This is a genomic window from Bifidobacterium pullorum subsp. gallinarum (assembly GCF_000741215.1).
GTDB lineage: Bacteria > Actinomycetota > Actinomycetes > Actinomycetales > Bifidobacteriaceae > Bifidobacterium > Bifidobacterium pullorum_B.
On sequence record NZ_JGYX01000001.1, the window covers coordinates 69,633 to 95,998 of the forward strand.

21 protein-coding genes and 1 pseudogene are annotated in these 26,366 nt (G+C 64.3%); 20 read left to right on the forward strand and 2 right to left on the reverse strand.

Features of this window, described 5'->3' with window-relative positions; all coding sequences use genetic code 11:
- Window positions 1-38: 38 nt before the first annotated feature.
- Complete coding sequence (gene rpsT / locus BIGA_RS00310; RefSeq protein WP_033507416.1) at window positions 39-299, reverse strand: 30S ribosomal protein S20; 261 nt, start codon at window positions 297-299, stop codon at window positions 39-41.
- 260 nt (window positions 300-559) lie between these two features.
- Between rpsT and lepA the strand changes: the two genes are divergently transcribed.
- The 14 genes and pseudogenes from lepA (at window position 560) to BIGA_RS00370 (ending at window position 17,594) form a co-directional block, all read left to right on the forward strand.
- Window positions 560-2,440: a translation elongation factor 4 gene (gene lepA, locus BIGA_RS00315; protein ID WP_033507511.1), complete on the forward strand. Its 1,881-nt coding sequence runs from the start codon at window positions 560-562 to the stop codon at window positions 2,438-2,440.
- Between the two features lie 137 nt (window positions 2,441-2,577).
- Window positions 2,578-3,837: a radical SAM family heme chaperone HemW gene (gene hemW / locus BIGA_RS00320; RefSeq protein ID WP_033507414.1), complete on the forward strand. Its 1,260-nt coding sequence runs from the start codon at window positions 2,578-2,580 to the stop codon at window positions 3,835-3,837.
- 215 nt (window positions 3,838-4,052) lie between these two features.
- Window positions 4,053-8,624 (forward strand): glutamate synthase large subunit, encoded by a 4,572-nt coding sequence (gene gltB, locus BIGA_RS00325; protein WP_033507412.1) that lies wholly within the window; start codon window positions 4,053-4,055, stop codon window positions 8,622-8,624.
- 1 nt (window position 8,625) lies between these two features.
- Window positions 8,626-10,158 carry a glutamate synthase subunit beta gene (locus BIGA_RS00330; protein ID WP_033507410.1) on the forward strand — a complete coding sequence of 511 codons (1,533 nt, stop codon included), beginning with the start codon at window positions 8,626-8,628 and terminating at the stop codon, window positions 10,156-10,158.
- A gap of 89 nt (window positions 10,159-10,247) precedes the next feature.
- Window positions 10,248-10,895: a response regulator transcription factor gene (locus tag BIGA_RS00335; protein ID WP_237744006.1), complete on the forward strand. Its 648-nt coding sequence runs from the start codon at window positions 10,248-10,250 to the stop codon at window positions 10,893-10,895.
- On the forward strand, window positions 10,892-12,091 hold the full coding sequence (locus BIGA_RS00340; RefSeq protein WP_033507408.1) for a sensor histidine kinase: 1,200 nt from the start codon (window positions 10,892-10,894) through the stop codon (window positions 12,089-12,091). Before BIGA_RS00335 ends, BIGA_RS00340 begins: the two co-directional genes overlap by 4 nt.
- 322 nt (window positions 12,092-12,413) lie before the next feature.
- Window positions 12,414-13,127: an IS110 family transposase gene (locus tag BIGA_RS09765; RefSeq protein ID WP_237744007.1), complete on the forward strand. Its 714-nt coding sequence runs from the start codon at window positions 12,414-12,416 to the stop codon at window positions 13,125-13,127.
- 90 nt (window positions 13,128-13,217) lie between these two features.
- Window positions 13,218-13,286, forward strand: a pseudogene (locus BIGA_RS09770) (hypothetical protein); the annotation flags it as partial.
- A gap of 235 nt (window positions 13,287-13,521) precedes the next feature.
- A complete protein-coding gene (locus tag BIGA_RS09775) occupies window positions 13,522-13,695 on the forward strand; it encodes a helix-turn-helix domain-containing protein (RefSeq protein WP_237744025.1) in 174 nt (57 codons plus the stop codon).
- 296 nt (window positions 13,696-13,991) lie between these two features.
- Window positions 13,992-14,654 carry a hypothetical protein gene (locus BIGA_RS00350; RefSeq protein WP_033505558.1) on the forward strand — a complete coding sequence of 221 codons (663 nt, stop codon included), beginning with the start codon at window positions 13,992-13,994 and terminating at the stop codon, window positions 14,652-14,654.
- A gap of 83 nt (window positions 14,655-14,737) precedes the next feature.
- Window positions 14,738-15,412, forward strand: a complete 675-nt coding sequence (locus BIGA_RS00355) for a hypothetical protein (protein ID WP_152595944.1) — start codon at window positions 14,738-14,740, stop codon at window positions 15,410-15,412.
- A gap of 35 nt (window positions 15,413-15,447) precedes the next feature.
- The gene (locus BIGA_RS00360; protein ID WP_051916976.1) at window positions 15,448-16,233 is read left to right on the forward strand and encodes an ATP-binding cassette domain-containing protein; all 786 of its coding nucleotides are present in this window, start codon (window positions 15,448-15,450) and stop codon (window positions 16,231-16,233) included.
- 107 nt (window positions 16,234-16,340) lie between these two features.
- Entirely contained in the window at window positions 16,341-17,024 is a 684-nt protein-coding gene (locus BIGA_RS00365) for a hypothetical protein (protein ID WP_033505561.1), read from the forward strand.
- A gap of 111 nt (window positions 17,025-17,135) precedes the next feature.
- Window positions 17,136-17,594: a hypothetical protein gene (locus BIGA_RS00370; protein WP_033505562.1), complete on the forward strand. Its 459-nt coding sequence runs from the start codon at window positions 17,136-17,138 to the stop codon at window positions 17,592-17,594.
- 85 nt (window positions 17,595-17,679) lie between these two features.
- Here the strand turns inward: BIGA_RS00370 and BIGA_RS00375 are convergent, their stop codons facing one another.
- Window positions 17,680-17,922, reverse strand: coding sequence for a hypothetical protein (locus BIGA_RS00375; protein WP_033505564.1), 243 nt, complete (start codon window positions 17,920-17,922; stop codon window positions 17,680-17,682).
- 179 nt (window positions 17,923-18,101) lie between these two features.
- Here BIGA_RS00375 and glgA point away from each other — a divergent pair, with 179 nt between their 5' ends.
- From glgA to BIGA_RS00405, 6 genes are all read left to right on the forward strand, one after another.
- Window positions 18,102-19,337, forward strand: coding sequence for a glycogen synthase (glgA, locus tag BIGA_RS00380; RefSeq protein WP_033505566.1), 1,236 nt, complete (start codon window positions 18,102-18,104; stop codon window positions 19,335-19,337).
- A 152-nt stretch (window positions 19,338-19,489) separates the two neighbouring features.
- Window positions 19,490-20,341, forward strand: coding sequence for an ABC transporter ATP-binding protein (locus tag BIGA_RS00385; RefSeq protein WP_033505568.1), 852 nt, complete (start codon window positions 19,490-19,492; stop codon window positions 20,339-20,341).
- A gap of 139 nt (window positions 20,342-20,480) precedes the next feature.
- The gene (locus BIGA_RS00390; protein WP_033505570.1) at window positions 20,481-22,211 is read left to right on the forward strand and encodes an ABC transporter ATP-binding protein; all 1,731 of its coding nucleotides are present in this window, start codon (window positions 20,481-20,483) and stop codon (window positions 22,209-22,211) included.
- Entirely contained in the window at window positions 22,211-24,142 is a 1,932-nt protein-coding gene (locus BIGA_RS00395) for an ABC transporter ATP-binding protein (RefSeq protein ID WP_033505571.1), read from the forward strand. Before BIGA_RS00390 ends, BIGA_RS00395 begins: the two co-directional genes overlap by 1 nt.
- A 282-nt stretch (window positions 24,143-24,424) precedes the next feature.
- Window positions 24,425-25,555, forward strand: coding sequence for a tRNA (adenine-N1)-methyltransferase (locus tag BIGA_RS00400; protein WP_051916977.1), 1,131 nt, complete (start codon window positions 24,425-24,427; stop codon window positions 25,553-25,555).
- Window positions 25,556-25,694: 139 nt separating this feature from the next.
- Entirely contained in the window at window positions 25,695-26,252 is a 558-nt protein-coding gene (locus BIGA_RS00405) for a SixA phosphatase family protein (RefSeq protein WP_033505573.1), read from the forward strand.
- Window positions 26,253-26,366 lie beyond the last annotated feature (114 nt).

Below are 26,366 nucleotides of genomic sequence, written 5' to 3' on the forward strand. Positions count from 1 at the left end.
GAGATGCGGGACTCAAGCGATGACCTATATGGTCAGGCTCACAGGGCGTTGATGGCCACAGCGAGGCCGGACTTGCGGTTCGCGGCCTGGTTCTTGTGGATCACGCCGGCGCCAGCAGCCTTGTCGAGCTTCTGGGCGGCGACCTTGTAGGCGGCCTCGGCGGCGGCCTTGTCCCCGGCGGCGATGGCCTCGCGGGTGGCGCGGATCGCGGTCTTCAGGCTGGACTTGACGGCCACGTTGCGCTTGTGCGCCTTCTCGTTGGTCAGCACGCGCTTCTTCTGCGACTTGATGTTTGCCACTATCTACTCCAAACGACGTTTATACGGTAAGGACATACAAAACCATGATGATAGCATGTCCGGTGGAAAAACGAGGTGTCCGAACTGCGCGATTCGCGGTGTGTTGCGTGATTCGACCTCAATCATATGGCATGGAACGGATTCTGTGCCGTCCCGATCCGAACGCGCGGGACATGCCATGGCGTGCGGTCCACGCTCGGCGGGGAAGTTGCTAGGATGATATGAGTCTTCCATCCCCTGCCATTGAGGAGGCCTTTTTGGTGGCTACGCAGCATAACCAGCCGGGTTTCACCGATCAGTCGCTGATCCGCAACTTCTGCATCATCGCGCATATCGACCACGGCAAGTCGACCGTGGCGGACCGCATCCTGCAGCTGAGCGGCATCGTGCCCGAGCGTGAGATGCGCGACCGCTTCCTCGACCGCATGGACATCGAACAGGAACGCGGCATCACCATCAAATCCCAGGCCGTGCGCGTACCGTGGACCTTCGACGGCACCGAATACACACTCGGCATGATCGATACCCCGGGCCATGTGGACTTCACCTACGAGGTCTCCCGCGCGCTGGCCGCCTGCGAGGGCGCGGTGCTGCTCGTCGACGCCACGCAGGGTATCGAGGCGCAGACCCTCTCGAACCTGTACATGGCCATCGACCACAATCTGGCCATCATCCCCGTGCTCAACAAGATCGACCTGCCCAGCGCCGAGCCGGACAAGCACGCCGAGGAGATCGCCGGTCTGATCGGCTGCGAGCCGTCGGACGTGCTGCGGGTCTCCGGCAAAACCGGCGAGGGCGTGACCGACCTGCTCGACCAGATCGTGATGGACGTGCCCGCCCCCAAGGGCGATCCGGACGCCCCGGCCCGCGCGCTGATCTTCGATTCGGTGTACGACTCGTACCGTGGCATCGTGACCTACATCCGCATGGTCGACGGCGAGCTGCGCAGCCGCGAGAAGCTGCACATGATGGGCATCGGCATGACCCACGACCCGATCGAGATCGGCGTGATCAGCCCGGATATGACCCCGACCAAGGCGCTGGGTGCCGGCGAGGTCGGCTACGTGATCACCGGCGCGAAGGACGTGAGCCAGTCCAAGGTCGGCGACACGATTACCACCGCGGCCAAGGGCGCCACCGAGCCGCTGCCCGGCTACCGCGACCCGCAGCCGATGGTGTACGCCGGCCTGTTCCCGATCGACAACGCCCAGTATCCGGAGCTGCGCGACGCGCTCGACAAGCTCAAGCTCAACGACGCGGCGCTGATCTACGAGCCGGAGACCTCGGTGGCGTTGGGCTTCGGCTTCCGCTGCGGCTTCCTGGGCCTGCTGCACATGGAGATCGTCTCCGAGCGCTTGGAACGCGAATTCGGACTCGACCTGATCTCCACCGCGCCGAACGTACCGTACGAGGTGACCGCGGAGGACAACACGGTCCACCACGTCACCAATCCGAGCGAGTTCCCCGACGGCAAGATCAAGAGGATCGTCGAGCCGATGGTGGCCGCCGACATCATCACGCCGAAGGAGTTCATCGGCGCGGTGATGGACCTGTGCCAGGACCATCGCGGCCAGATGGGCACGATGGAGTACATCAGCGCCGACCGCGTGGAGATGCACTACCGCATGCCGCTGGCCGAGATCGTGTTCGACTTCTTCGACCAGCTGAAGTCGCGCACCAAGGGCTACGCCTCGCTGGACTACCATGAGGACGGCGAGCAGAGCGCCGACCTGGTGAAGGTGGACATCCTGATCCAGGGCGAGAAGGTGGACGCGTTCAGCGCCATCGTGCACCGTGACAAGGCGTACAGCTACGGCGTGATGATGACCAAGAAGCTGCGCGAGCTGATCCCGCGCCAGCAGTTCGAGATCCCGATCCAGGCCGCGATCGGCTCGCGCATCATCGCCCGAGAGACCATCCGCGCGCTGCGCAAGGATGTGCTCGCCAAGTGCTACGGCGGCGACATCACCCGTAAGCGCAAGCTGCTGGAGAAGCAGAAGGCCGGCAAGAAGCGCATGAAGATGCTCGGCCATGTGGAGGTGCCGCAGGAGGCGTTCATCGCCGCCCTCTCCACCGGCGAGGGCGCGAACGACCGCGACACCAAGGACAAGATCCGCGCCGCGCAGAAGTCCGAAGGCTGATGGCGTTCGAGGTTTACGTCCATGTGCCGTTTTGCCTGCGGCGCCGAGCCGTGAAGCAGGCAATCCGGTGGATTGCCTGTAGGCGAGGGGAGCGACCGCCAAGGCCGCGACGGCAGCGCCGCGTGGAGGTGTGAGTCATGTTCGAGGTCTACGTTCATGTGCCGTTCTGCCTGCGGCGCTGTGGATACTGTGATTTCAACACGTACACGGCCGTCGACCTGGGCGGCGGTGCGTCGCGCGGCAACTACGCCGCGATGACGATCCGCGAGATGCGGCTGGTCCGCGACTGGCAGGAGCGTCACGGCATCGCCGAACCGCCGGCCTCGACCGTGTTCTTCGGCGGCGGCACGCCCACAATCCTGCCTGCCGACGACCTGATCGCGATCCTGAACGCCATCCGCGAGCTCTGGGGCGTCGAGGACGGCGCCGAGATCACGACGGAGGCGAATCCGGACACGGTGGATGCGGCGACCATCCGCGCGCTGGCCGACGGCGGCTTCACCCGCGTCTCGTTCGGCATGCAGTCGGCCGTGCCGCATGTGCTGAGGACGCTGGACCGCACCCATACGCCGGCCAACGTGGAGGCCGGCGTACGCGCCGCCGGGGCGGCCGGCCTGCGCAGTTCGGTCGACCTGATCTATGGCGCGCCGGGGGAGGGCCTGGAGGATTGGCGCACGTCGGTGCGCACGGCCATCGATCTGGGTGTGAACCACATCTCCGCGTACGCGCTGACCGTGGAGCCGACGACCAAGATGGGCCGGCAGATCGCCGCCGGCGTGCTGCCGAAACCGGATGACGACGACGAGGCGGCCAAATACGAGATCGCCGACGAGTTGTTCTCCGCGGCCGGCCTGCAATGGTACGAGATCTCCAACTGGGCCCGCCCAGGGTATGAGAGCCGCCACAACCTGGGGTACTGGCGCAACGTCGACTGGGCCGGCATCGGCCCGGGCGCCCACTCGCACTACAACCGCGTCGAGCCTGCATCATGTCGCAGCGAGTCGGAACGCTCCGCCCGGCCGCATGGATCGTCCCCTCAGGACTGCGACGCCCATGGCGCCATCCGTTCCTGGGATCTGGCCCACCCGCGGCTGTGGAGCGAACGCGTCAACGCCGGACAGGTGCCATGGGCCGGCAGCGAATCCATCACGCCGATGGAGGCCCTTGAGGAAACGATCATGCTGGGCCTGCGTCTGCGTGAAGGACTGGACCTGACGGCGCTCAGGACGTCCCTCGATATCGGTGGGACGTCATCCGCGGCACTCGACGCGGGCGTTGAGGCATTGGAACGTGAGGGATTGGTCGAACGCCGCGGTTCCCGGCTCATACCCACGCTGCGCGGCCGTCTGCTCAACGACGCCGTCATCGAACGCATGTTCGACTGCTGCGGTCTGTAGCCGCGGGATGGTCTGCGCCAGACAGTCGCCGGGCGACGCGGTGATTCGAAATGTGGACACTGAAGTTGCGTGGTAACATCCGGGCGGTACTCTCAAGCGCAGTCAATCCGGATTGGGAGAGAACGGCCGTGCCGCAAGGCGCAGGATGTCTCATTATGCGGACATTTGTGACCTGCGGGTCGTATCCTGTCCGTAACGCAAGAAAGGTGATCCAAGTGACGTTGCATGCTCCGCTAGATCTGACCGTCCGATGCAAGGAGGGGCTCTACGACCCCGCCGCGGAACACGACGCCTGCGGCGTCGGCATGGTGGCCACGATGAACCGTCGGCCGGAGCGGCGCGTCATCGACAAGGCCATCGAGGTGCTGAGGAACCTGGACCACCGCGGCGCGGTGGGCGCCGAGGAGAACACCGGCGACGGCGCGGGCATTCTGATGGGCATGCCCGACGCGTTCATGCGGGCCGTGGTCGACGCGCCGCTGCCGGAACCGGGCCATTACGCGGCGGGCATCGCGTTCCTGGACCGGGACACCGCCGCATGCGGCCGCCAGCAGCAAGCCATCGCCGCCATCGTGCGCGAGGAGGGGCTGGAACCGCTCGCCTGGCGTACCGTACCCACCGATCCGAACGGGCTGGGATTGCAGGCGCTGGCCTCGATGCCCGCATTCGTCACGTTGGTCGTCGCCTCCCCGGACGGCTCCCTGGGCGGACTGGACCTGGAACGCAAGGCGTTCCGCATCCGCAAGCGCGTGGAGCACGAGGTCGGCGTGTACTTCGCCTCGCTGTCCGGCCGGACCATCACCTACAAGGGCATGCTGACCACCATGCAGCTGACCGGCTTCTTCCCGGACCTCAACGACGAGCGGATGGCGGCGCGCGTGGCCATCGTGCACTCGCGCTTCTCCACCAACACGTTCCCCAGCTGGCCGCTGGCCCAGCCCTTCCGACTGCTGGCCCACAACGGCGAGATCAACACCATCCAGGGCAACCGCAACTGGCTGCAGGCCCGCGAGGGACGTCTGAGCTCCGAACTGCTCGGCGAGTTCGAACCGCTGCTGCCGATTGCCACGCCCGGCTACTCGGATTCCGGCACCTTCGACGAATGCCTGGAACTGCTGCACCTGGCCGGCCGCAGCCTGCCGCACGCCATCCTGATGATGCTGCCGCCCGCCTGGGAGAACGACGACACGCTCGACCCCGACGTGCGCGCCTTCTACGAGTACAACAACACGCTGATCGAACCGTGGGACGGTCCGGCGCACATCATCTTCACCGACGGCACGCAGGTCGGCGCGCTGCTCGACCGCAACGGCTTCCGCCCGGGCCGCTGGCAGCTGGACGACACCGGCCTAGTCGTGCTCGCCTCCGAAGCCGGCGTGCTACCCGACGTGCCCACCGAACACGTGAGCGCCAAGGGGCGTCTGGAGCCGGGCCGGATGTTCCTTGTGGACACCGCCGAAGGCCGCATCGTGCCCGACGACGAGATCAAGCACGCGCTCGCCGCGCAGCACCCGTACCGGCAGTGGGTGGAGGGCAACAGCGTGCACATGAACGAACTGCCCGCCCGCGAACACGTCAACCACTCCTACGAATCGGTGCTCCGCCGCCAGCGCGCCTTCGGCTACACCGAGGAGGACATCAAGCTGATCCTCAACCCCATGGCGGACACCGGCAAGGAGCCGCTCGGCTCGATGGGCAACGATACGCCGATGGCCGTGCTCTCCGACCGCAGCCGCATGCTGTTCGACTACTTCACGCAGAAGTTCGCGCAGGTCACCAACCCGCCGCTCGACTGGGAGCGCGAACGGATCGTCACCTGTCTGGAATCGGCGATCGGCCCCGAGCCGAACCTGCTGGAGGACACCGAACTGCACGCCAAGAAGATCCTGATCCCGCTGCCGGTCATCAACTCCGAGGAGATGGCGCAGCTCAAGCGGCTCGACCGCGCCGCCATCCTCGACGGCTACTACCGGCCGTTCGTCGTCAAGGGCCTGTACCAGGTCGCCGGCGGCGGCCCCGCACTCGAATCGCGGCTCGACGAGATCTTCGTCGACATCGACCGGGCGATCGCCGACGGCGCGAACTTCATCGTGCTCTCCGACCGCGGCTCGGACCACACGTGGGCGCCGATCCCGTCGCTGCTGCTCACCTCCGCGGTCCAACACCACCTGCTGCGCCGGCACACGCGCACCCAGGTCTCGCTGGCCGTGGAGGCCGGCGACGTGCGCGAGATCCACCACGTCGCGCTGCTCATCGCCTACGGCGCCGCCTGCGTGAACCCGTACCTGGCGTTCGAAACCGTGGAGGACCAGGCCCGCCGCGGCTACCTCGCGGTCGATGCGGCCACGGCCGTGACGAACGTGACGCACGCCCTGTCGATCGGCGTGCTCAAGATCATGAGCAAGATGGGCGTCTCCACCATCATGAGCTACCGCGGCGCCCAGCTGTTCGAGGCGGTCGGCCTGAACCGGACCGTCATCGACCGGTATTTCACCGGCACCACCTCGCAGGTCGGCGGCATCGGACTGGACGAGATTGCCGAGGAGGTGGCCCGCCGCCACCGCGTGGCCTATCCGAACCAGTGGACCGTCACCGCGCATGACGAGCTGCCCACCGGCGGCGACTACAAGTGGCGGCGCACCGGAGAGAACCACCTGAACGACCCGGAGGCCATCTTCCTGCTCCAGCAGTCCACGCAGCGCGGCGACTACGGCATGTTCAAGCGGTACTCGGCGCATATCAACAGCACGTCGCACCGTCTGATGACGCTGCGCGGCCTGATGCGGTTCAAGCCGACCCGCCAGCCGATCCCGATCGACGAGGTCGAGCCGGCCAGCGAGATCGTCAAGCGCTTCTCCACCGGCGCGATGAGCTACGGCTCGATCTCGCAGGAAGCGCACGAGACGCTCGCCATCGCGATGAACATGATCGGCGCGCGCTCCAACTCCGGCGAAGGCGGCGAATCCGACGACCGGATCAACGACCCGTTGCGCGTCAGCCGCATTAAGCAGATCGCCTCCGCGCGCTTCGGCGTGACCAGCGACTACCTGGTGCACGCCACCGACCTGCAGATCAAGCTCGCCCAGGGCGCCAAGCCGGGCGAGGGCGGCCACCTGCCCGGCGCCAAGGTGCCGCCGTGGATCGCCAAGGTGCGGCATTCCACGCCCGGCGTGGAGCTGATCTCCCCGCCGCCGCACCATGACATCTACTCGATCGAGGACCTGAAGCAGCTGATCAACGACGCGAAGATGGCCAACCCGAAGGCCCGCATCCACGTCAAGCTCGTCTCCGAGTTCGGCGTCGGCACGATTGCGGCCGGCGTGGCCAAATGCCATGCCGACGTGGTGCTGATCTCCGGCTATGACGGCGGCACCGGCGCGGCCCCGCTCAACGCGATCAAGCACGCCGGCACCCCGTGGGAGATCGGCCTGTCCGAAACCCAGCAGACGTTGATCCTCAACGGGCTGCGCTCCCGCGTGACCGTGCAGTGCGACGGCGAGCTCAAGACCGGACGCGACGTGATGATCGCCGCCCTACTGGGTGCCGAGGAGTTCGGCTTCGCCACCGCGGCGCTGATCGTGGAGGGCTGCGTGATGATGCGCGCCTGCCAGAAGAACACCTGCCCGCAAGGCATCGCCACGCAGGACCCGGAGCTGCGCGCCCGGTTCACCGGCAAGCCCGAGCATGTGGTCAACTTCTTCATGTTCGTCGCCGAAGAGGTGCGCGAGCTGCTGGCCCAGCTCGGCTTCCGCACGCTTGAAGAGGCCGTGGGCCACGTGGAGTGCCTGGATCAGGATGAGGCGGTCAGCCGCTGGAAGGCGGACGGCGTGGACTTGACAAACGTGCTGATGCAGCCCGGCCCGGTCCCCGGCACGATCCTGCACAAGACCATCGAACAGAACCACGAGCTCGACAAGGCGCTGGACAACGAGCTGATCCGCCTGGCCGAACCCGCGCTGGAACGTCGCGAACCCGTGCGCATCGAGATGCCGATCCGCAACGTCAACCGCACGCTCGGCACGATGGTCGGCTACGAGATCACCCGTCGCTACGGCGCCGAAGGCCTGCCCGACGACACAATTGATATGACCCTGCACGGTTCCGGCGGCCAGTCTATCGGTGCGTTCATCCCGCGCGGCGAGACCCTGCGCGTCTACGGCGAGGTCAACGACTACGCCGGCAAGGGCCTGTCCGGTGGACGCATGATCGTCCGGCCCGAGGAGGGCGTGAACTTCGACCCGCACCGGAACGTGATCGCCGGCAACGTGACCGGTTTCGGCGCGACCTCCGGCGAGATGTTCGTCGGCGGCAAGGCCGGCGAACGCTTCGCGGTGCGCAACGGCGGCGCCACGTTCGTCGTCGAGGGCGTGGGCGACCACGGCTGCGAGTACATGACCGGCGGCACCGTGGTGGTGCTGGGACCCACCGGGCGCAACTTCGGCGCCGGCTTCTCCGGCGGCGACGCGTTCGTGCTCGACCTGGACACGTCCAAGGTCAACCCCGAGGCCGCCGCACACGGGTCGCTGCTGTTCGAACCGCTGGACGGGGCGACATCCGAGAAGGTGCGCGACCTGGTCAAGCGCCACGCCGAGGAGACCGGCTCGGCGTTCGCCGCCGCGCTGCTGGAGGACTGGGATGCGACGGCCGCCCGGTTCACGCATGTGGTGCCCAGGCAGTATGTGGCGATGACCGCGGCGATGCGCCGCGCCGAAGACGAGCATATCGATTTCAACGAGCCCGGCGTCTGGGAACAGGTGTACGAGCAGGTGATGGAAGGAGCGCGCTGACATGGCGGACCCCAGAGGATTCCTTAAAGTACGTACCCGCCGCGAACCGGCTGAACGCCCCGTCGAGGAGCGCATCCGCGACTGGATGGACGTGCACGCCGAATCCGGCCTGCAGCCGTGGACGCGCGAACAGGCGTCCCGCTGCATGGACTGCGGCACCCCGTTCTGCATGACCGGCTGCCCGCTGGGCAACCTCATCCCCGAGTTCAACGACCTGGTGTATCAGGGCAAGTGGGAGGACGCCTACCACCGGCTGTCCTCCACCAACAACTTCCCCGAGGTCACCGGCCGCATCTGCCCGGCCTTATGCGAATCGGCGTGCGTGCTGGGCATCCACCAGCCGGCGACGATGATCAAGAACGACGAATGCACGATCATCGACCAGGCGTGGCAGCTGGACTACGTCAAACCGATGCCGCCGCACCGCCTGACCGACATGACCGTGGCCGTCGTCGGCTCCGGACCGGCCGGACTCGCCTGCGCCCAGCAGCTGACCCGCGCCGGACACACCGTCGTCGTCTACGAGCGCGACGACGCGATCGGCGGCCTGATGCGCTACGGCATCCCCAACTTCAAACTCGACAAGCGGCTGATCGACCGCCGCGTGGAGCAGATGGAGGCCGAAGGCACGCGGTTCCGCACCGGCGTGGAGGTCGGCAAGGACATCTCCTGGGACGAGCTGCGTTCGCGGTATGACGCGGTAGTGGTGGCGATCGGCTCCACCGTGCCGCGCGACATGAACCTGCCCGGGCGGGACCTCGACGGCATCCATTTCGCGATGGAGTACCTGCCGGACGCCACCCGCCGCGTCTACGGCGTGGCGCCGGTCCATGACATCACCGCCGAAGGCAAGGACGTGATCGTGATCGGCGGCGGCGACACCGGCTCCGACTGCCTGGGCACCGCCATCCGCCAGGGCGCCAGGAGCGTGACCGTACTGCAGATCATGCCCAAGGAGCCCACGGAGCGCCCCGACGACCAGCCGTGGCCCACCTACGCACGCCTGTACCAGCGGACCAGCTCGATGGAGGAGGGCGGCGAATACCTGTACAACACGGATTCGGTGAACTTCATCGGTTCCGAGGAGGAGCAGGCCAGGGTGACGGTCGAGCATGCCGCCACGGCCGCCGGATTCGTGGCCGACGAGCACGGCCACGTGACCGGGCTCAAGGTCGTCAACGTCGCGCCGGGGGAGGACGGGCCGTTCACCCGCCAACCGGGCACCGAACGCGTGCTGCCCGCCGACCTGGTGCTGATTTCGGTCGGCTTCCTGCATCCGGACACGACGACGCTTGTTGAGCAGTTGCCGGTCGAACTGGACGGGCGCGGCAACGTGGCGCGTGACGACTCGTACGCCACGTCGCAGGACGGCGTCTTCGCCTGTGGTGACGCGGGCCGCGGACAGAGCCTGGTGGTCTGGGCCATCGCCGAAGGCCGCTCCTGCGCCGCCGCCGTGGATCGCTACCTGACCGGCGACACCGAACTGCCCGCGCCGATCGCCGCCTCGCGCCGGCCGATGGCGCTGCCGCGGTAGGGAACGAAACATTCCCTCCGCGCCATGAAGTTGTTTCCCCGCGTGCTTTGACTGTATAGTCAGTGCACGTGGGGAACAATGCTATTCACTTGGCGATTGCCGATAATGACGAGATCGTGCTGAGGGGACTCGCGGCGATCATCAGCCAGCAGCTGCCGCAGGTTCGTGTCAGATGGGTCGCCCACTCGGGGCATGAGGCCATCGAGCGGGCGCTGGATCCGCTGAACCGCGTCGGCATCCTGCTCCTGGACATGAGCTTGGAGGATATGCCGGGCACCGAAGCGTGCCGGCGGATACGTTCCAGGAACGGCATGCTGCCTATTCTGGCGATGACGGCCTTCTCGCTGAACCAGTACGCGGCCACGGTGGCGGACGCCGGCGCGCAGGGCATCGTAGGCAAAGACGATTTCAATGGTCTGTGCCAGGCGATCACGGCGGTGGCGGCCGGTGGTGTTCTGCCGGCGATGACCGGCGGCATGCGGAACGTCTTGTTTGAGTCGGCGCAGTACGCTCACAAGCGTCTGCGAGTAGCGGACGGGCCAAATCTGACATTGCTCACTGAGCGAGTACGGCAGGTGGTGGAGCTGTACGCGCAGGCGAACAAACCGGCCGTCATCGCTCTGCGGCTAAAGATTACGCCAGGGTCGGTCAAGACCCATCTGGACCGGGCGCAGAAACGGCTGGGGCTGTCCTCACGCGCGGAGCTGGTGGATCTGTGGTGGCGGTGTCAGGTATGAGCAGGAGGAACCGCGGCAATAGCACACACGAGGCCGTGCTTCGGGGCATTCACGGCATTCGCCGGCATATGGCCGCATGGTCGATAGCGGACAAGGTCATCCTGTGTCTGTCGGCAGCTGCGTTGGTCGTGGCGATCGCCGAATGGATCATGAACCCGCCGCATACGGTGGTGGGTGTCGTGGGGGCGATGCTGCTTTGTGTCGCGTTGGCGCTACTGCCGTGGCGGGGACGTTTGGCGGCGTGGATGATAGTGATTATCGGGGTCATCGGTGACATGTCCATCGGTTTCGATGCCACAGGGCCGAGTGGGACTTGGGCGTTATTGTTGGCGATGGTGGTCTTTGGCCGGCACCCTCGAATCCCGGAATGCATCGCCACAATCGGCATTACCATGGCCAGTGTGACATATGCCACGATTCGATATCCGGAGATCATGGGATATGGCATACCAAACGGCATCATGAACTTCGGTATTGGATTGTTCTGCGTTTATCTGATTGGGGTGTCGATCTGGTATCGGGAAAGGCAACGTGCCCAACAGGAGATACGGCATCAGATGGAACAGGCGCAGCTGCAATTGATGGCGGCCACATTGCTGCATGATGCGGTATCAGGCAGTCTGACCAGAATCCTCATCACCGCCGAACGCATGAAGCGGGAACGGCCTGATGACTATGCACGTTGCGGTATGGAAGACATCGTCGGGTACGCCACTGACGCGTTGCATAAGACTCATCAGGCCATCGAGATGGTCCACGGTGGAGGTTCGGCGGCGAACGGAACGGGACGGTTCACGTTGCTGGTCGCCGTTCGAGCTACTGCGTCATCCGGCGACCGAAGACTGCATGAGCTTGGGTACCACGGGGAGACCCTTATACAGGGGGAATGTAACCGGCAGTTGGACGATCGTGGTTATGCGTTCATCCAACTGCTGCATGAGATCTATACCAACATCGAGCGGCATTGCGATCCACAGTGCTCGACATACCGCATACATCTTCGATTCGCCGATGATGCGGTCACATTGCTACAGACCAACGGAACGGCAACATCGGAGCAATGGGTCGCCCCTCCCAAATCCGGGCGGGGATTGGCTTTGCACGGTGAACAGATCAAGGCGCTCGGCGGAACCATACGCATCGGCGTGAATGATGGGCAATGGCGGTTCTTCTGCATGATGCCGCTCAACAGTTAGCCGCATAACCACTGTGAATGCGCATACCAGAGCAACTATTTTGACGTTGATAATGGTTATGCCGGTTGGATTGACCGGTGATAATGGGAAAGTGGCGGCCGGGGCGGTGACCCACAATTTGACCGGCGGACCCTTCCAGGTCCTGTCCTTGTTTCGGTTTGTCCCGTCCCGGTCCGCCGGCCCGAAGGCCATGGAGGCATGACCTCATAGGAGCGTGGCCGCTCCGCCGGACCCTAGCAAGAACCATGGTAGCGTGCCCGCGCCGACGTCCTGTCTGCGCCGGAAGCCTCGGGAACGGCAGACATATGGATGGAGGACAAGGATGGAGCATCCCAGGATCTACGCGGGGGTGGACACCCATTCCGACACGCATACGCTCGCCCTGATCGACGAGCACGGCAGGCCGTTGGCCACGCAGACGTTCACGGCCGACCCGACCGGCTACGAGAGGCTGGTCGCCATGATCGGCGATCCCGATGCCTGCCTGGGCGTCGGGGTGGAAGGCACCAACTCATACGGGGCCGCGCCCGCCAGACGACTCGTCAAGGCCGGGTACGACGTACACGAGGTGCTCCGGCCCAAACGCTCGGTGCGACGCAGGGACGGCAAGTCCGATCCCGTCGACGCCCTCGCCGCGGCCCGCAGCGTGCTCGCGGGCGACGGGACCAGCGTGCCGAAAAGCGCGGATGGATGGGTCGAGGCGCTACGCGCCCCGGACGCGGAACGGGCGCAGCCGGTCACGGCGACGGCCGCGCTGTCCAACTCCGCGAAGGGCCTGCCGGCCACCGCCCCGGAACACATCCGGGAACGCTACCGCGGGCTGCGCACCCCGACCAGGATGCGCAGGCTCGCCGCATGCCGTCCCAGCGGGAACACGGTGGAACAGGGCATGCTCGTTGCGCTGAAGGCCTCGGGCAAGGCATGGAAGGCCCTCAAGGAGCAGGCGGACCTGCTGGAGAGGAGCATGAGACTCATCCTGGAGGAGCACGCGATAACGCCCGCCCGCTGCTCGACATCTACTGCGCCAGCACGGTGACCGCCGCGACCCTGGCCATCGTCGCCGGCGACAACCCCGAACGCATCCGCAGCGAGGCCGCGTCCGACCAGGCTCTGCGGCGCCTGCCCCATCCCCGCCTCCAGCGGCAAGTCCAACCGGCACCGGCTCAACAAAGGCGGCAACCGGCAGGGCAACTCCGCCCTGCACCACATCGCCATCGTCCGCATGCGCTACCACCAGCCCACCCGCGACTACGTGAATCGGAAGACCAAGGAAGGCAAAGGCAAGATGCAGAATCATCCGCTGCCCGGAACGCTTCATCGCCCGCGAGGCCTACCGGGCCCTCATCTCCATCCGCCGGGGACGGACGCCCCTGAACAAGCCACCGGCCGAACGCGGACGACGGCTTCGCGAGCTACGCGTCGCGCACGGCATCACCCAACAACAGGTCAGCGACGCCCTCGGCGTCCACTCCATCCGCATCAGCGAGATCGAACGCGGCACCCGCAACCTACCCGAACTCGAACGACGCGCCACCCTCTGGATCCAAACCATCACCACCCCGAACCAACCAAACCAACACACCGAAACCCTTGACAATGTATAGGAGCATCAAAACACATCCTGTATTCGTACGCTCTTCCACATGGTATCGGACGCGAGACCATCATTGGCGGTCTTGTCCCCTAAACGGGGTACAAGGCTGGTTTCGCTGAAGATAACGAAGCACAGTGTTGTTTGTCTTCCACAGTGGAAGGCATACAACATAAGGAGGCTCTTATGAGCATGAACGAGAAGGCGATCGTCGGCGAATCCGGGAATTGCAGAAAACAGCAGTGACACGCATAGGTGCAGTTTCGGAACTGCCCCATGTGCCAGGCAAAGCGTAAAGGATGGCGCACGATGAGGGGACTGATGTTCTGTGTAGCTCGAACGTATTGCACGGTGGGGGTGTTGCTGACGGTGGTGCTGGGTAGCGTCCTGCCGTGGGCGACAGTAGGATTGGTCTCCGGTGTGGCCGCATCCGATGTGGACGTACCTGCTGTAGTTGGCGGTGCATCGATTCCCATTGCCGGCATCCTGACGGTAATCGTGGTATGCGCCATCATGCATCGGCATATGCATGATGGGGTGTTCTCTATGATCGTATTATCGGAAACGCCGCTGTACCAATACGTACTGGCCCAAACGCTGCTGCCCATGTCAAGCGTGGTCGTCAGCACCTTGGTCTGGGTGGCGGTTCTGTCGGCACGTCAATCGGTCATATCGCCCGTTCTGGTGCTGAACATCGTCTTGTTGGGCGCGGTCATCAACGTGTTGGTCATCAGCATCTGCCTGCTGTGGTACCAGCTTTCGCCGAACCTCGATGAGCAGTCGGCGGCGATGGGGAGCGTGTTCATATCCGCCATGGTCGTGTGGCTGTCGCTATGGACTGAGCTGCAGTCGCTGGGAACGATTAACGGGTTGGTAACGACACTGGGACTCGTAGCTTTGGCAGCGGGCGCCACTGCATGGTGCGAGCATGTGTTCCGCCGCCGTTTTCCGCGGGCGCTGGCACAACCATGACTATAAAGCAACCAACACCGCTCCTGCCATTGCGTGCGGTTATTCCGATTTGCAGAATAGCCGCACTCGCACGAAAGTCCGCAATGAAAGCTTTTCTATTCAAGGAATTCCGCTTATTCACCTCGTTGAATCGGATGTGTTGGGTTTCGCTGATCTTTCCAGTACTTCTGGTGATCCACCCATTGTCGCTTCAGGCAGGGAACGCCCTGTTCAATGCAATGATCGATGTTCCGGCGTTCGGATGGTCCTTTGCCATTACCGTGGACTACACCACCTGGCAGGACTATCTGGAAGGCGTCCCCGAGCTCATCGTGCAATCGGGTACGTCATTCCGCACCTATCTGTTGACGAAGCTGTGGATGTATGAGGCGGCGACCACGGTCTTCCTCGTCATATCGTTGCTGGCGGCGCTGCATGCCGACCGCGGCGCCTTGCCGGCACCGGGTATGGTGGCGGCGCAGCTCCTCATGGCTTGTTTGATGAACTGGGCGTGGACCGCGCTGGACACGCAGCTCGCCATGTTCCTGCGGTTGCTGATGCCGAACACGGCGTTCCTCCTCACCGCCTGCATACTGATGATTCCGATGTTCGCCAGCATCGTGCTATGGGCGCTACCATTCGTCACTGCGGCGCTGATTTCCCTGGCGATCGTTCTGCTCTGCGCGGTGGGGGCGTTCCTGCTGTCGCTCACCGTGCTGCAACGCCGATACGCATCCACGTTGGGCGATCTCGGCACGATTGCCCCGCCAATCATGTAATCCATGAACAGTCATCATCGGGAAAGGACCCGTATATGAACACCGATACGATCATCGCCGTCGATCATGTGACCTTCGGCTACAGAAAACGCCAGACCGTGCTGGAGGACGTCTCCCTCACGGTGCCGCAAGGACAGACGCTGGCCCTGTTGGGCTACAACGGCGTGGGCAAGACCACGCTGTTCAACCTCATCGTCGGACTCCTGCGGCCTCGGAGCGGCCGCTGCGTCATCAACCAGGCGCTTGTGCCGTCGATGCGCGATGTGTTCCTGATGACGGAACGGGCCAACCTCGTCGATTCGATGACGCTCCGCGACAACATCAGGTTCCGCGCACTGCTGTTCGCCGACGGCGATTCCACGTCACGGAATGTGAATCCGGCTGACCTTGACGATGAGCCGTTGATCCGGGCGTTCGAGCTCGGGCCGCATCTTGACAAGAAGGTGTCGGAGCTCTCCAGCGGACTGCGCAAGCGCGCTGGCCTGGTGGCGGGCATGCTGTTCGATCCGCACGTCATCATGCTGGACGAGCCCACCAACTCCATCGACCCGATCACGCGCGACCTATTCATCGACTACATCAGCCAGCTGCACGTCGCCGGACGGACGATCCTGACCATCACGCATGATCTGGAGTACTGCTGGAAGGCCGCGGAGCGGGTCGTCATCCTCGACGACCGGCATATCGTCAAGGACATCATGCTCGTCGACGTGCCCGATTACGAAACCTTCACCGGCATCGCGACGTTGGGGCGTGACCGTGAGGGCGTGGACTTCGGCATACAACACGCGGGCGAAACGACATCGGAGAGCCGGGGATGAACCGTGGCGTACCCGCGTTCATCAAGTAAACACACGTATCCCAAACGGCATACGTGTGTTGCAAGAAGCGGGCAACAGACGGACTCATGGTAATGGAAGGAAGATCTATGAAAGCATTGGTGTTTTACGTTGCCCACATGTACCGCAGGCTCATCTTCGGCGTATACGCGATGCTTGCCGTACTGGTACCGCTTGTACTCTCCGGCGTGATGATGTCGTCGGACCAGGTCCCCGGCGCATTGGCGGGACGTGCCGTTGTGGAGTTCGCGTTGCCGGTCGGGAACCTCACGGCTGTGATTGGGGCGTGCCTGGTGCTGCAGCAGGATGTCGCCAGAGGAATGTTGGTCGACCTCAAGCTGAGCAACACCCCGGTGATGCGGTATGTGCTGGCGAATTCGATATACCCGATGACGACCGCCGTAATTTCAATGATGGCAACACTGGGCATCCTGTTCGCTCGGCATATTGATATACCCGTCATGACGGTATGCGATGCTTTCATCATTGAATTCATGGCATGCATCATCAGCATCGGCGTTTGCCTGATATTCTTCATGCTCAATCCGGAGAAGGATTCCCAGACCGCCCAGATGCTTGCGGTGTTTATGTGTTTCTGCATCGTAGCCGTTCTGCCGTTATGGACGGAATTCGAGGCATTCAGTCTGCTCAATGCCGTTGTCGCGCGGGTCGGGATCCTGGTGGCTCTCATCGCCGCCATATCCGGCTGTCGGTACGTGTTCGGACGACTGTTCCCCAACACGCTGGACCGCATGTACACGGAATCGGCATAATCCCCGAGTCGCCTCGCGTGCCTTGAATTATCCGGAATGCGCGACGGATTTCTGCGGTTGCTGTTGTACAGTAGCTTGCAGTGAATCCGTTCGCATCATGAAGGAGTGAGCATGCCGAACCGTGCAGAACGCCGTGCGCAGGAGAAGCGTAACCGCAGGGGCATCCCGCAGCAGTACGACCAGACCCGGGGTCGTGGCCGTTCCGGGATGATCGACGAATACGCGCTGCAGCAGAAGTCGATCCGTCTGCAGGAGGGCACGGACGGCGAGTGGAAGCCGACCGCCTCGTTCGAGACGCCGGAGATGACGGCCGATACGGATATCGCGCTGCGCAATCCGAAGCTCGTCAAGGCACCGCATTCGGTGCGTCAGTGGTTCCGGGTGTTCAGCTGGGCGCTGATCGTCATTGCGGCGATCGCGTTCGTGGTGGTCATGTGGCTGCCGACCAAGCCGATCTGGCTGGTGGCCGGCGTGGCCGTGGTCTTCGCGGTCGGCGTGCTCAGCCTGTTCTTCACCGCGGGAAACTCGAAGCACAACCCGAATCTGGACGCCAACGGCACCGCCGTGTGATCGGGCGGAAACCGTTCCTCCATCGTTCAGATCGCCTCCGACGAACGTCTCACACGCGCTCGTCGGAGGCGATCGGCGTTACACGTCACCAACCCAGCGGCGCATCCAGCATGACGTGGGTCGATGAGGTCACCAGCACGTCGATCGAGCGGCCTTTGGTCGGGTGCGACGAGGTCGAGAACGAGAAATGCCGCGTCTTACGGTCTGCATGGGCCTTGGCGACGACATCGCACAGGTCCGCGTACGTCTTCGTCGCGGAATCGGCGGAATGGAACTCGAACGGTACGCCGTCGATATACAGACGGTAGATTGCATAATCCTCAGCCATACGCTCATGTAAACACCGCAATCTTAAAATGCGGTGCGGGGCGTGTTGCGGCATGGGCGCGCGGATTGTCGACAACGGCGCACAACTTGTCGCAACATGGGCGGTATGTTGTGCGTTTTTTGTGTGCGGATGTCATACAGTAGACAGTGGCAGAGTCCATTTCTACAGAGAGGTGACCAATGAAGGTCGATATCCTGACCCGTGAGTATCCGCCCAAGGTCTATGGCGGCGCCGGCGTGCACGCCGAGGAGCTGAGCAAGGTCCTGGCCGAACGCATCGACGTGACCGTGCGCGCGTTCGACGGCCCGCGCACGGAGGCCGATGTGCCGGCCATCCCCGGCAGCGATCCCAAGGGCAGCCTGACGGTCGTCGGCTATGACACCCCGGCCGCACTCAAAGACGCGAACGGCGCGATCAAGACGTTCGGCGTGGATCTGCAGATCGCCAACGACGTCGACGCCGACATCATCCACGCCCACACCTGGTACGCCTGCCTGGCCGGCCGTCTGGCCCAGCAGCTGCACGAGATCCCGCTGGTCATCACCGCGCACAGCCTGGAGCCGTTCCGCCCGTGGAAGCGCGAGCAGCTCGGCGGCGGCTACAACCTGAGCTCCTGGGCCGAGAGGGACGCCTATGAGCACGCCGACGGCATCATCGCAGTCTCCGGCGGCATGAAGGAGGACATCCTGGCCGCCTACCCGAACGTCGATCCGGACAAGGTGCACGTGGTCTACAACGGCATCACGATGGACGACTTCGCCACCCCGGCCGACGACGATCCGGCTTGGGGCGTGTTCGACCGCTACCATATCGACCGCAGCAAGCCGACCCTGCTGTTCGTCGGCCGCATCACCCGCCAGAAGGGCCTGCCGTATCTGCTGCAGGCGCTGCACTTCGTGGACAAGGACATCCAGGTGGTGCTTGCGGCGGGCGCCCCGGACACCCCGGAGATCATGGAGGAGGTCAAGACCGCCTTCGCCAAGCTGGACGAGGAGCGCGGCAACATCATCTGGATCGAGGAGATGCTCCCCAAGCCGGAGCTCAACGCGCTTGAGCACGGCTGCGACGCGTTCATCTGCCCGTCGATCTACGAGCCGCTGGGCATCGTGAACCTGGAGGCCATGGCCTGCGGTCTGCCGGTGGTGGCCAGCGCCACGGGCGGCATCCCGGAGGTCGTGGTGGACGGCGAGACCGGCTATCTGGTCCCGATCGACCAGCTGCACGACGGCACCGGCACCCCCACCAACCCGGACAAGTTCGTGCACGACATGGCCGACGCGATCAACAAGGTCATGCGCGACCCGGAGCTGGCCAAGAAGATGGGCGAGGCCGGCTACGCGCGCGCCCGCGACAAGTTCAGCTGGGAGTCGATCGCCGACGCGACCATCGAGGTTTATAAGAAGATCCTCGGTTGATCGGATGAGGTTCGCACTACCTCGGGGTTCGAAAAAACTTTGGCGGCTTTTCAGCTAGGGTGCATTCGAACCCCGAGGTAGTGCGAACCTCTTTTTGTCCTCATGATGGCCGCCAGCCTGCAACCCCCGATTCTCCGGCGTACAGTGAACCTATGACCGATAACGAGATTGCATTGAAGCTTTCGCAGGTGGAGTTCCGCCGTCAGCGCCGCGTGATCCTGGCGGACGTGAACCTGGAGATCCGCAAGGGCGAGAAATGGGTGCTGTTCGGGCCCAACGGCATCGGCAAATCCAGTCTGGTGCAGATGATGAGCACGCGCGGATTCCCGTCCTCGGGCACCGTGGACATCCTGGGCAACCGGCTGGGCAAGGTGGATGTGTTCTCCTACCGCAACCGCATCGGATTGAGCTCGGCCGAACTGGCCCGGGCGTTCCCGCCGAACGAGGACCCGCTGGACGCGGTGGTGACCGCGCTGACCGCCACCACGGGGCGCTGGCGCGACGAGTACACGGCGGAGGATTTCGCCAAGGCGCGTGGGCTGATGGAGGAGTTCGGCATCGCCTACCTGGAGGGCAAGCAGATGTTCAAGCTCTCGGAGGGGGAGCGCACGCGCGTGCTGATCTGCCGCGCGCTGATGGCCGACCCGGATCTGCTGATTCTCGACGAGCCGACCACGGGGCTGGACTTGGGCGGACGCGAGCTGGCGTTGCGGGCGTTGAGCCGCATCGGCGCCGAGGACACCGACCGCACCGTGCTGCTGGTCACGCACCGCCTGGAGGAGATTCCGACCGGGTTCGACCATGTGGCCGTCATGGGCCGCATGAGCGGCGACGAGGCCGACGCCTACAGGGCGAACGTGGCGGGCAACAATCCCTCGCCCGGCACCATCGTGTACACCGGTGACCTGGAACACGGGTTCACCTCGGAACGGCTGACGGCCGTGTTCGGCCTGCCGCTGGACGTGACGCACGCCAACGGCCGTTGGTCCGCGTTCGCGCACTGACGACTCGCAAACGTCCTCATCTCCGTGTCGGGCGTATCCGCACCCGATTAGCTTACGGTGAAAGATAGTTCCTTACGTGTGTGTAGTCTGGTCTCGATTCACTGGACGACACGACGTAAGGAAAGGAGTTGAATGACGCATGTTCCGCATCATGACGCACTATCTCAAAGCGTATAAGTGGCAGGTGCTGGCGCTGATGGTCTTCCAGATCGCGCAGGCGCTGCTGGCGCTCTACCTGCCGAATCTGAACGCCGACATCATCAACAAGGGCGTCGCCTCGGGCTCCAGCTCGGAGATCTACCGCTACGGCGCGATCATGCTGGGTTTCAGCCTGTTGCAGGTCGCCGCGGCCATCGTGGCCACGTACTTCTCGTCCCGGTTGGCGATGCGCCTGGGCTATGAGGTCCGCCGTGACTACTTCAAGGCGGTGGAGGGCTTCTCGCTGCAGGAGGTGGAACGTTTCTCCGCCGGCTCGCTGATCACCCGCGCCACCAACGACGTGCTGCAGGTGCAGATGATGTTCTACCAGGGCTTCGCCGTCATCCTGCAGGCGCCGATCATGTTCCTGGGCGGCATCATCTTGGCCATCAAGCAGGATGCCACGCTCACCTGGCTGCTGGTGGTCATCATCCCGGTGATCTTCATCGTGGCCATGCTGCTCATGGGCCGCATGCGCCCGCTGTTCGGCCAGCTGCAGGACCGTCTCGACAACCTCAACCGCATCGTGCGCGAGCAGATCACCGGCGTGCGCGTGATCCGCGCGTTCACCCGTGAGGCCACCGAGGCGGAACGCTTCGAGAAGGGCAACTCCCAGCTGCGCCAGACCATGGTCGGCGTCGGCCGCCTGATGAGCCTGATGATGCCGCTGATGATGTTCATCATGAACCTGTCGAACATCTCGATCATGTGGTTCGGCGGCAAGCGCATCGACGCCGGCGGCATGGAGATCGGCAGCCTGCAGGCGTTCATCCAGTACCTGATGATGATCCTGATGAGCCTGATGATGGCCGCGATGATGTCGGTGATGATCCCACGCGCGATGGTCTCCGCCAAGCGCATCAACGAGGTGTGCGACACGACCTCGTCGATCACCGCGCCGGAGCATCCGTACCATCCGACCGACACGAAGGGCGTCGTGGAGTTCCGCCACGTCTCCTTCCGCTACCCGGGCGCCGAGGAACCGGTGCTCGACAACGTGAGCTTCACGCTCGAACCAGGCAAGACCCTGGCGATCATCGGCTCGACCGGTTCGGGCAAGTCCACGATCATCCGCCTGGCCCAGCGCATGTTCGACGCGACCGAGGGCCAGATCCTGGTCGACGGCCACGACGTGCGCGAATACGACCCGCACGAGCTGGCCGCGCTGTTCGGCACCGTGCCGCAGAAGGCCCTGCTGTTCACTGGCACCGTGGCCAGCAACCTGAAGTTCGGCGACCGCAACGCCGACGAGGCCAAGATGTGGAAGGCTCTGGAAATCGCCCAGTCGGACGGCTTCATCCGGGAGAACCCGGAGGGGCTGGACGCGCCGGTGGCCCAGGGCGGCACGAACTTCTCCGGCGGCCAGCGCCAGCGTCTGTGCATCGCACGCGCCATCATGCGAGACCCGAAGATCTTCACCTTCGACGACTCGTTCTCGGCGCTCGATTTCGCCACCGACCGCGCACTGCGCGACGCGCTGAAGCCGATCACCCGGCAGACGGCCGTGATCATCGTGGCGCAGCGCATCTCCACGGTGATGGACGCCGACCAGATCATGGTGATGGAGAACGGCAGGATCGTCGGCATGGGCCGGCATGAGGAACTGATGCGGGACTGCGAGACGTACCGCGAGATCGCGGACTCGCAGCTGAAGAACGAGGAGGTGGACTGATGCCCGGACATGGACGCGGCAACGCAACCACGGCTCCGACGACCACGAAGCCGCGCAGCCACACGCTCAAGCGTCTGGTGAAGTACATCCTGGCCGACAAACTGCGCGTGGCGATCGTCATCATCGCCTGCGGACTGGCCACCACCACCATGGTGCTGGGGCCGAAGATCATGGGCCAGGCCACGAACGTGCTGTTCGAGGGTGTGATCTCCAAGATGCTGCCCGCCGGCACCACCAAGGAGCAGGCCATCGCGGCCCTTGAAGCCAACGGCCAGGGCAGCATGGTGGACATGGTCTCCTCGATGGACATCCACCCCGGTCAGGGCGTGGACTTCGGCAAGGTGGCGATGATCCTGGGGGTCACCGCCGGCGTGTTCCTCTGCACCGTCACGCTGCGCTGGATTCAGGGCTGGACACTGACCCGCCTGGTCTCCAACGCGGTCTACCGCATGCGCCAGCAGATCGAGGCCAAGCTCGACCACCTGCCGCTGAGCTACTTCGACCGCGTGCCCCGCGGCGAGGTGATGAGCCGCACCACCAACGACATCGACAACATCGGCCAGTCGCTCCAGCAGGTGCTGGGCGAGTTCATCTTCGCCCTGTTCTCGATCATCGGCACCGTGATCATGATGATCACGATCTCGCCGCTGCTGCTGCTCATCTCGCTGATCGTGATCCCGTTCCTGCTGGCGGCCGCGTACTTCATCATCCGCAAGTCGCAGCCGTACTACATCCGGCAGTGGGATGCCACCGGCAAGGTCAACAGCCAGGTGGAGGAAATGTTCTCCGGTCATATGGTGATCCGCGCCTACGGACAGGAGGACGAGACGATCGACGAGTTCGACCGCCGCAACCGCGAGCTGTATGATAGCTCGTTCATGGCCACGTTGATCGCCGGCATCAACATGCCGGTCACGCAGTTCTTCGGCAACCTGAACTTCGTGATCGTGGTGGTCGTCGGCGGACTCAAGGTGCTCTCCGGCACGATGACGCTGGGCGACCTGCAGGCGTTCTCCCAGTATTCGCGCCAGCTCTCCCAGCCCCTCGGCCAGTTGAGCTCGATGGCCACCATCCTGCAGAGCTCCCTGGCTTCGGCCGAGCGCATCTTCGAGTTCCTGGACGAACCCGAGGAGGTGGCCGAACGCGAGCACACCCAGGACATCAAGGACGTCAAGGGTCTGGTGCGCTTCGACCACGTCAAGTTCAGCTACGATCCGGCCGAGCCGCTGATCGAGGACCTGTCGCTGGAGGCCAAGCCCGGCCAGACGATCGCCATCGTCGGCCCGACCGGCGCCGGCAAGACCACGCTGGTCAACCTGCTCATGCGCTTCTACGAGATCCAGGGCGGTTCGATCACCATCGACGGCGTGGATACGCGCGACATCACCCGTCACGACCTGCGCCAGCATTTCGGCATGGTTCTGCAGGACACCTGGCTGTTCGACGGCACGATCCGCGAGAACCTGCTCTACGGCCTGCACGAGGGCGAGACCATCAGCGAGGAGCGGATGATCGAAGGCGCCAAGGCCTGCCATGTGGACGAGTTCGTGCGCCGTCTGCCCGACGGGTATGACACCGAACTCAAGGATGAAACCGCCGAACTGAGCCAGGGCGAGCGTCAGCTGATGACCATCTGCCGCGCGTTCCTCTCCGACCCGGACATCCTGATCCTGGACGAAGCCACCAGCTCGGTCGATACCCGCACCGAGGTGCTGGTCCAGCAGGCGATGAACCATCTGCGCGAGGGACGCACGAGCTTCGTGATCGCCCACCGCCTGTCCACGATCCGCGACGCCGACCTGATCCTGGTGGTCAACCACGGCTCGATCGTGGAGCAGGGCCGCCACGAGGAGCTGCTCGCCAAGGGCGGCGCCTACGCGAACCTGTACCAGGCGCAGTTCGCGAACGGCGACAACATCGAGGACGACTGACTCCTTCGGTAGGTGATTTCCGTCTTCAGTTGGAAACCGTTGAACGATTCGGGCCCGGATACGCCGCATGAAGGCGTGTCCGGGCCCGCTTATACCCGGTTCAGTTTCCAACTGAATCACTGATTCCCATACTGAATGCATGTCGACCGGGCACGAAGGCAGCTTCCAGGACGTTTCCGATGTTCACCACGCATGAAACGTCGCCGGATGCGGCGCATGTGGGCCGATTCCGCCCCAATCGGTATGCTCGGGTGAGGATTCAGCCACGAGGAAAGGACGCGCATGCGCAGAGGGCCGCTGCAGGCGGGTGAGAAGGTGCAGTTCACCGACCGCCGGGGCAAGAAGATCACCGACCAGCTGGTGCCGGGCGGCACCACGCAGACCGAACACGGTCTAATCCTGCACGATGAGGTGATCGGACGACCCGAAGGCAGCGTCACCGTCACCGTCAGCGCCAAACGCGAGGCGCAGATCAACGCGCAGCATCCCGAACGCGACGCCGGCAAGCCGTGGAAGGGCGCACGGGCCATCGGCGGCTGGCAGTTCGCCGTCATGCGCCCACGCCTGGCCGACTACGTGCTCTCCATGCCGCGCGGCGCGCAGATCATGTACCCGAAGGACATCGCCCAGGTCATCCAGCTCGGCGACATTCGCTCCGGTATGACCGTGCTCGAATCCGGCGCCGGCTCCGGCGCGATGAGCATAAACCTGCTGGACGCCGTGGGGGAGACCGGGCATCTGACCACCATCGAGATGCGCGGCGAGTTCGCCCGCGTGGCGGAGGCCAACGCCACCGTGTACTACGGGTCCCGGCCGCAGTGGTGGAACCTGCTGACCGGCGACTTCGACTCGGTGGCCGCCACGTTGCCCGAACACTCGTTCGACCGCATCATGCTCGATATGCTCGACCCGTGGAATCGACTCGAACAGGCGTACCGCGTGATCGCCCCGGGCGGCGTGCTGATCTGCTACGTCACCACCACCACCCAGCTGAGCCGGCTCGCCGAGGCCCTGCGCGAGACCGGCGTGTGGACCGAGCCGGACGTGCAGGAGACGCTGGAACGCAACTGGAAGGTGCAGGGGCTGGCCGTGCGTCCAGACCATCAGATGATCGGGCACACAGGGTTCCTGGTGGTCTCGCGCGCCATGGCAGAGGGGTTCGAGGCGTTGAAGAAGCGCGATCGCCCGGCCAAGGACACGACCAGCGACATCGACGAGATGACCGCCGTGGAACGCGCGGCGCAGCTGGAGGAGCTGGAGCTGCGCGACATCTCCGACCGCAAGCTGCGCAAGGTGCTGCGCGACCTCGACGCGCAGGTGGCCGCGTTGCCGGACACGGAAGGCGCTGCGGACGCGACGGATGTCGGCGGTTCCGACGTCGGCGTGACGGGCGGTGCCGGCGCGCTCATGTAGTTGAGCGATTGCGTGGCCATGCCGCACCGGCGACGTAGTTTGTGCAAAAGCCGTGTCCGGATGCGGGTCGCGTGGCGCAATCTGCAAGAATGGTGAGTGGTGAAGGTCGGCGTCCCGCCGGCCATGGAAGGACGGGGCAGTGGGAGTCAATCTCAAGAAAGTGGCCAAGGCGGCCAAGGAATACCGGCATATCCTCATCGTGATGCGCCACGCCAAGGCCGAATCCCTGGGCAAGTCCAGCGACCGTGACAGGAACCTGACCGACAAGGGCCTCAAACAGGCCAAGACCGTGGCCAAGGGATTGGCCGAGCTCAAACTCGTCCCGGACCGCATCGCCTGTTCGGGCGCGGCCCGCGCTCTGCAGACCTGCGAGCGCATGCTCAAGACCTTCGGCGACCATCCCACGGTGGATTACCGCCAGAGCCTGTATGACAACGGCGTGCAGGCCGTGTTCGACGAGATCGCGCAGACCAAGGGCAAGCATCGGGTGCTGATGGTGCTCGGGCATGAGCCGACCGTGTCGATCAGCTGTCAGTGGCTGGCCTCCGCGGATTCCGATCCGTCGCTGCTCGACCTGCTCAATCTGGGCCTGTCCACCGCCGGCGTGGTGATCTTCGGTTCCGACGAGCCGTTCGAGCGTTGGCAGATCCGCACCGGCCAGCTCCTGGCCGTCCTCACCCCCAAGGACTTCGACTGATTCGTGACTGTGATACATTCCGGGCACAACGTATTCTTCAAAATCGTTGAAATTCCAACGTTTTGGAGACATGTGTCACGGTCACGATGCATCAGAGTCCGGGTGGAGGGCCGA

Excerpts from the sequence above, each read along its gene's own strand:
- BIGA_RS00395 (WP_033505571.1), top strand. The coding sequence starts at position 22,211 with ATGCCCGGACATGGACGCGGCAACGCAACCACGGCTCCGACGACCACG.
- BIGA_RS00340 (WP_033507408.1), top strand. The coding sequence starts at position 10,892 with ATGAGCAGGAGGAACCGCGGCAATAGCACACACGAGGCCGTGCTTCGG.
- BIGA_RS00375 (WP_033505564.1), bottom strand. The coding sequence starts at position 17,922 with ATGGCTGAGGATTATGCAATCTACCGTCTGTATATCGACGGCGTACCG.
- BIGA_RS00355 (WP_152595944.1), top strand. The coding sequence starts at position 14,738 with ATGAAAGCTTTTCTATTCAAGGAATTCCGCTTATTCACCTCGTTGAAT.
- BIGA_RS00365 (WP_033505561.1), top strand. The coding sequence starts at position 16,341 with ATGAAAGCATTGGTGTTTTACGTTGCCCACATGTACCGCAGGCTCATC.
- BIGA_RS00385 (WP_033505568.1), top strand. The coding sequence starts at position 19,490 with ATGACCGATAACGAGATTGCATTGAAGCTTTCGCAGGTGGAGTTCCGC.
- BIGA_RS00350 (WP_033505558.1), top strand. The coding sequence starts at position 13,992 with ATGAGGGGACTGATGTTCTGTGTAGCTCGAACGTATTGCACGGTGGGG.
- BIGA_RS00370 (WP_033505562.1), top strand. The coding sequence starts at position 17,136 with ATGCCGAACCGTGCAGAACGCCGTGCGCAGGAGAAGCGTAACCGCAGG.
- glgA (WP_033505566.1), top strand. The coding sequence starts at position 18,102 with ATGAAGGTCGATATCCTGACCCGTGAGTATCCGCCCAAGGTCTATGGC.
- BIGA_RS00390 (WP_033505570.1), top strand. The coding sequence starts at position 20,481 with ATGTTCCGCATCATGACGCACTATCTCAAAGCGTATAAGTGGCAGGTG.
- BIGA_RS00360 (WP_051916976.1), top strand. The coding sequence starts at position 15,448 with ATGAACACCGATACGATCATCGCCGTCGATCATGTGACCTTCGGCTAC.
- BIGA_RS00400 (WP_051916977.1), top strand. The coding sequence starts at position 24,425 with ATGCGCAGAGGGCCGCTGCAGGCGGGTGAGAAGGTGCAGTTCACCGAC.
- BIGA_RS09765 (WP_237744007.1), top strand. The coding sequence starts at position 12,414 with ATGGAGCATCCCAGGATCTACGCGGGGGTGGACACCCATTCCGACACG.
- hemW (WP_033507414.1), top strand. The coding sequence starts at position 2,578 with ATGTTCGAGGTCTACGTTCATGTGCCGTTCTGCCTGCGGCGCTGTGGA.
- BIGA_RS00330 (WP_033507410.1), top strand. The coding sequence starts at position 8,626 with ATGGCGGACCCCAGAGGATTCCTTAAAGTACGTACCCGCCGCGAACCG.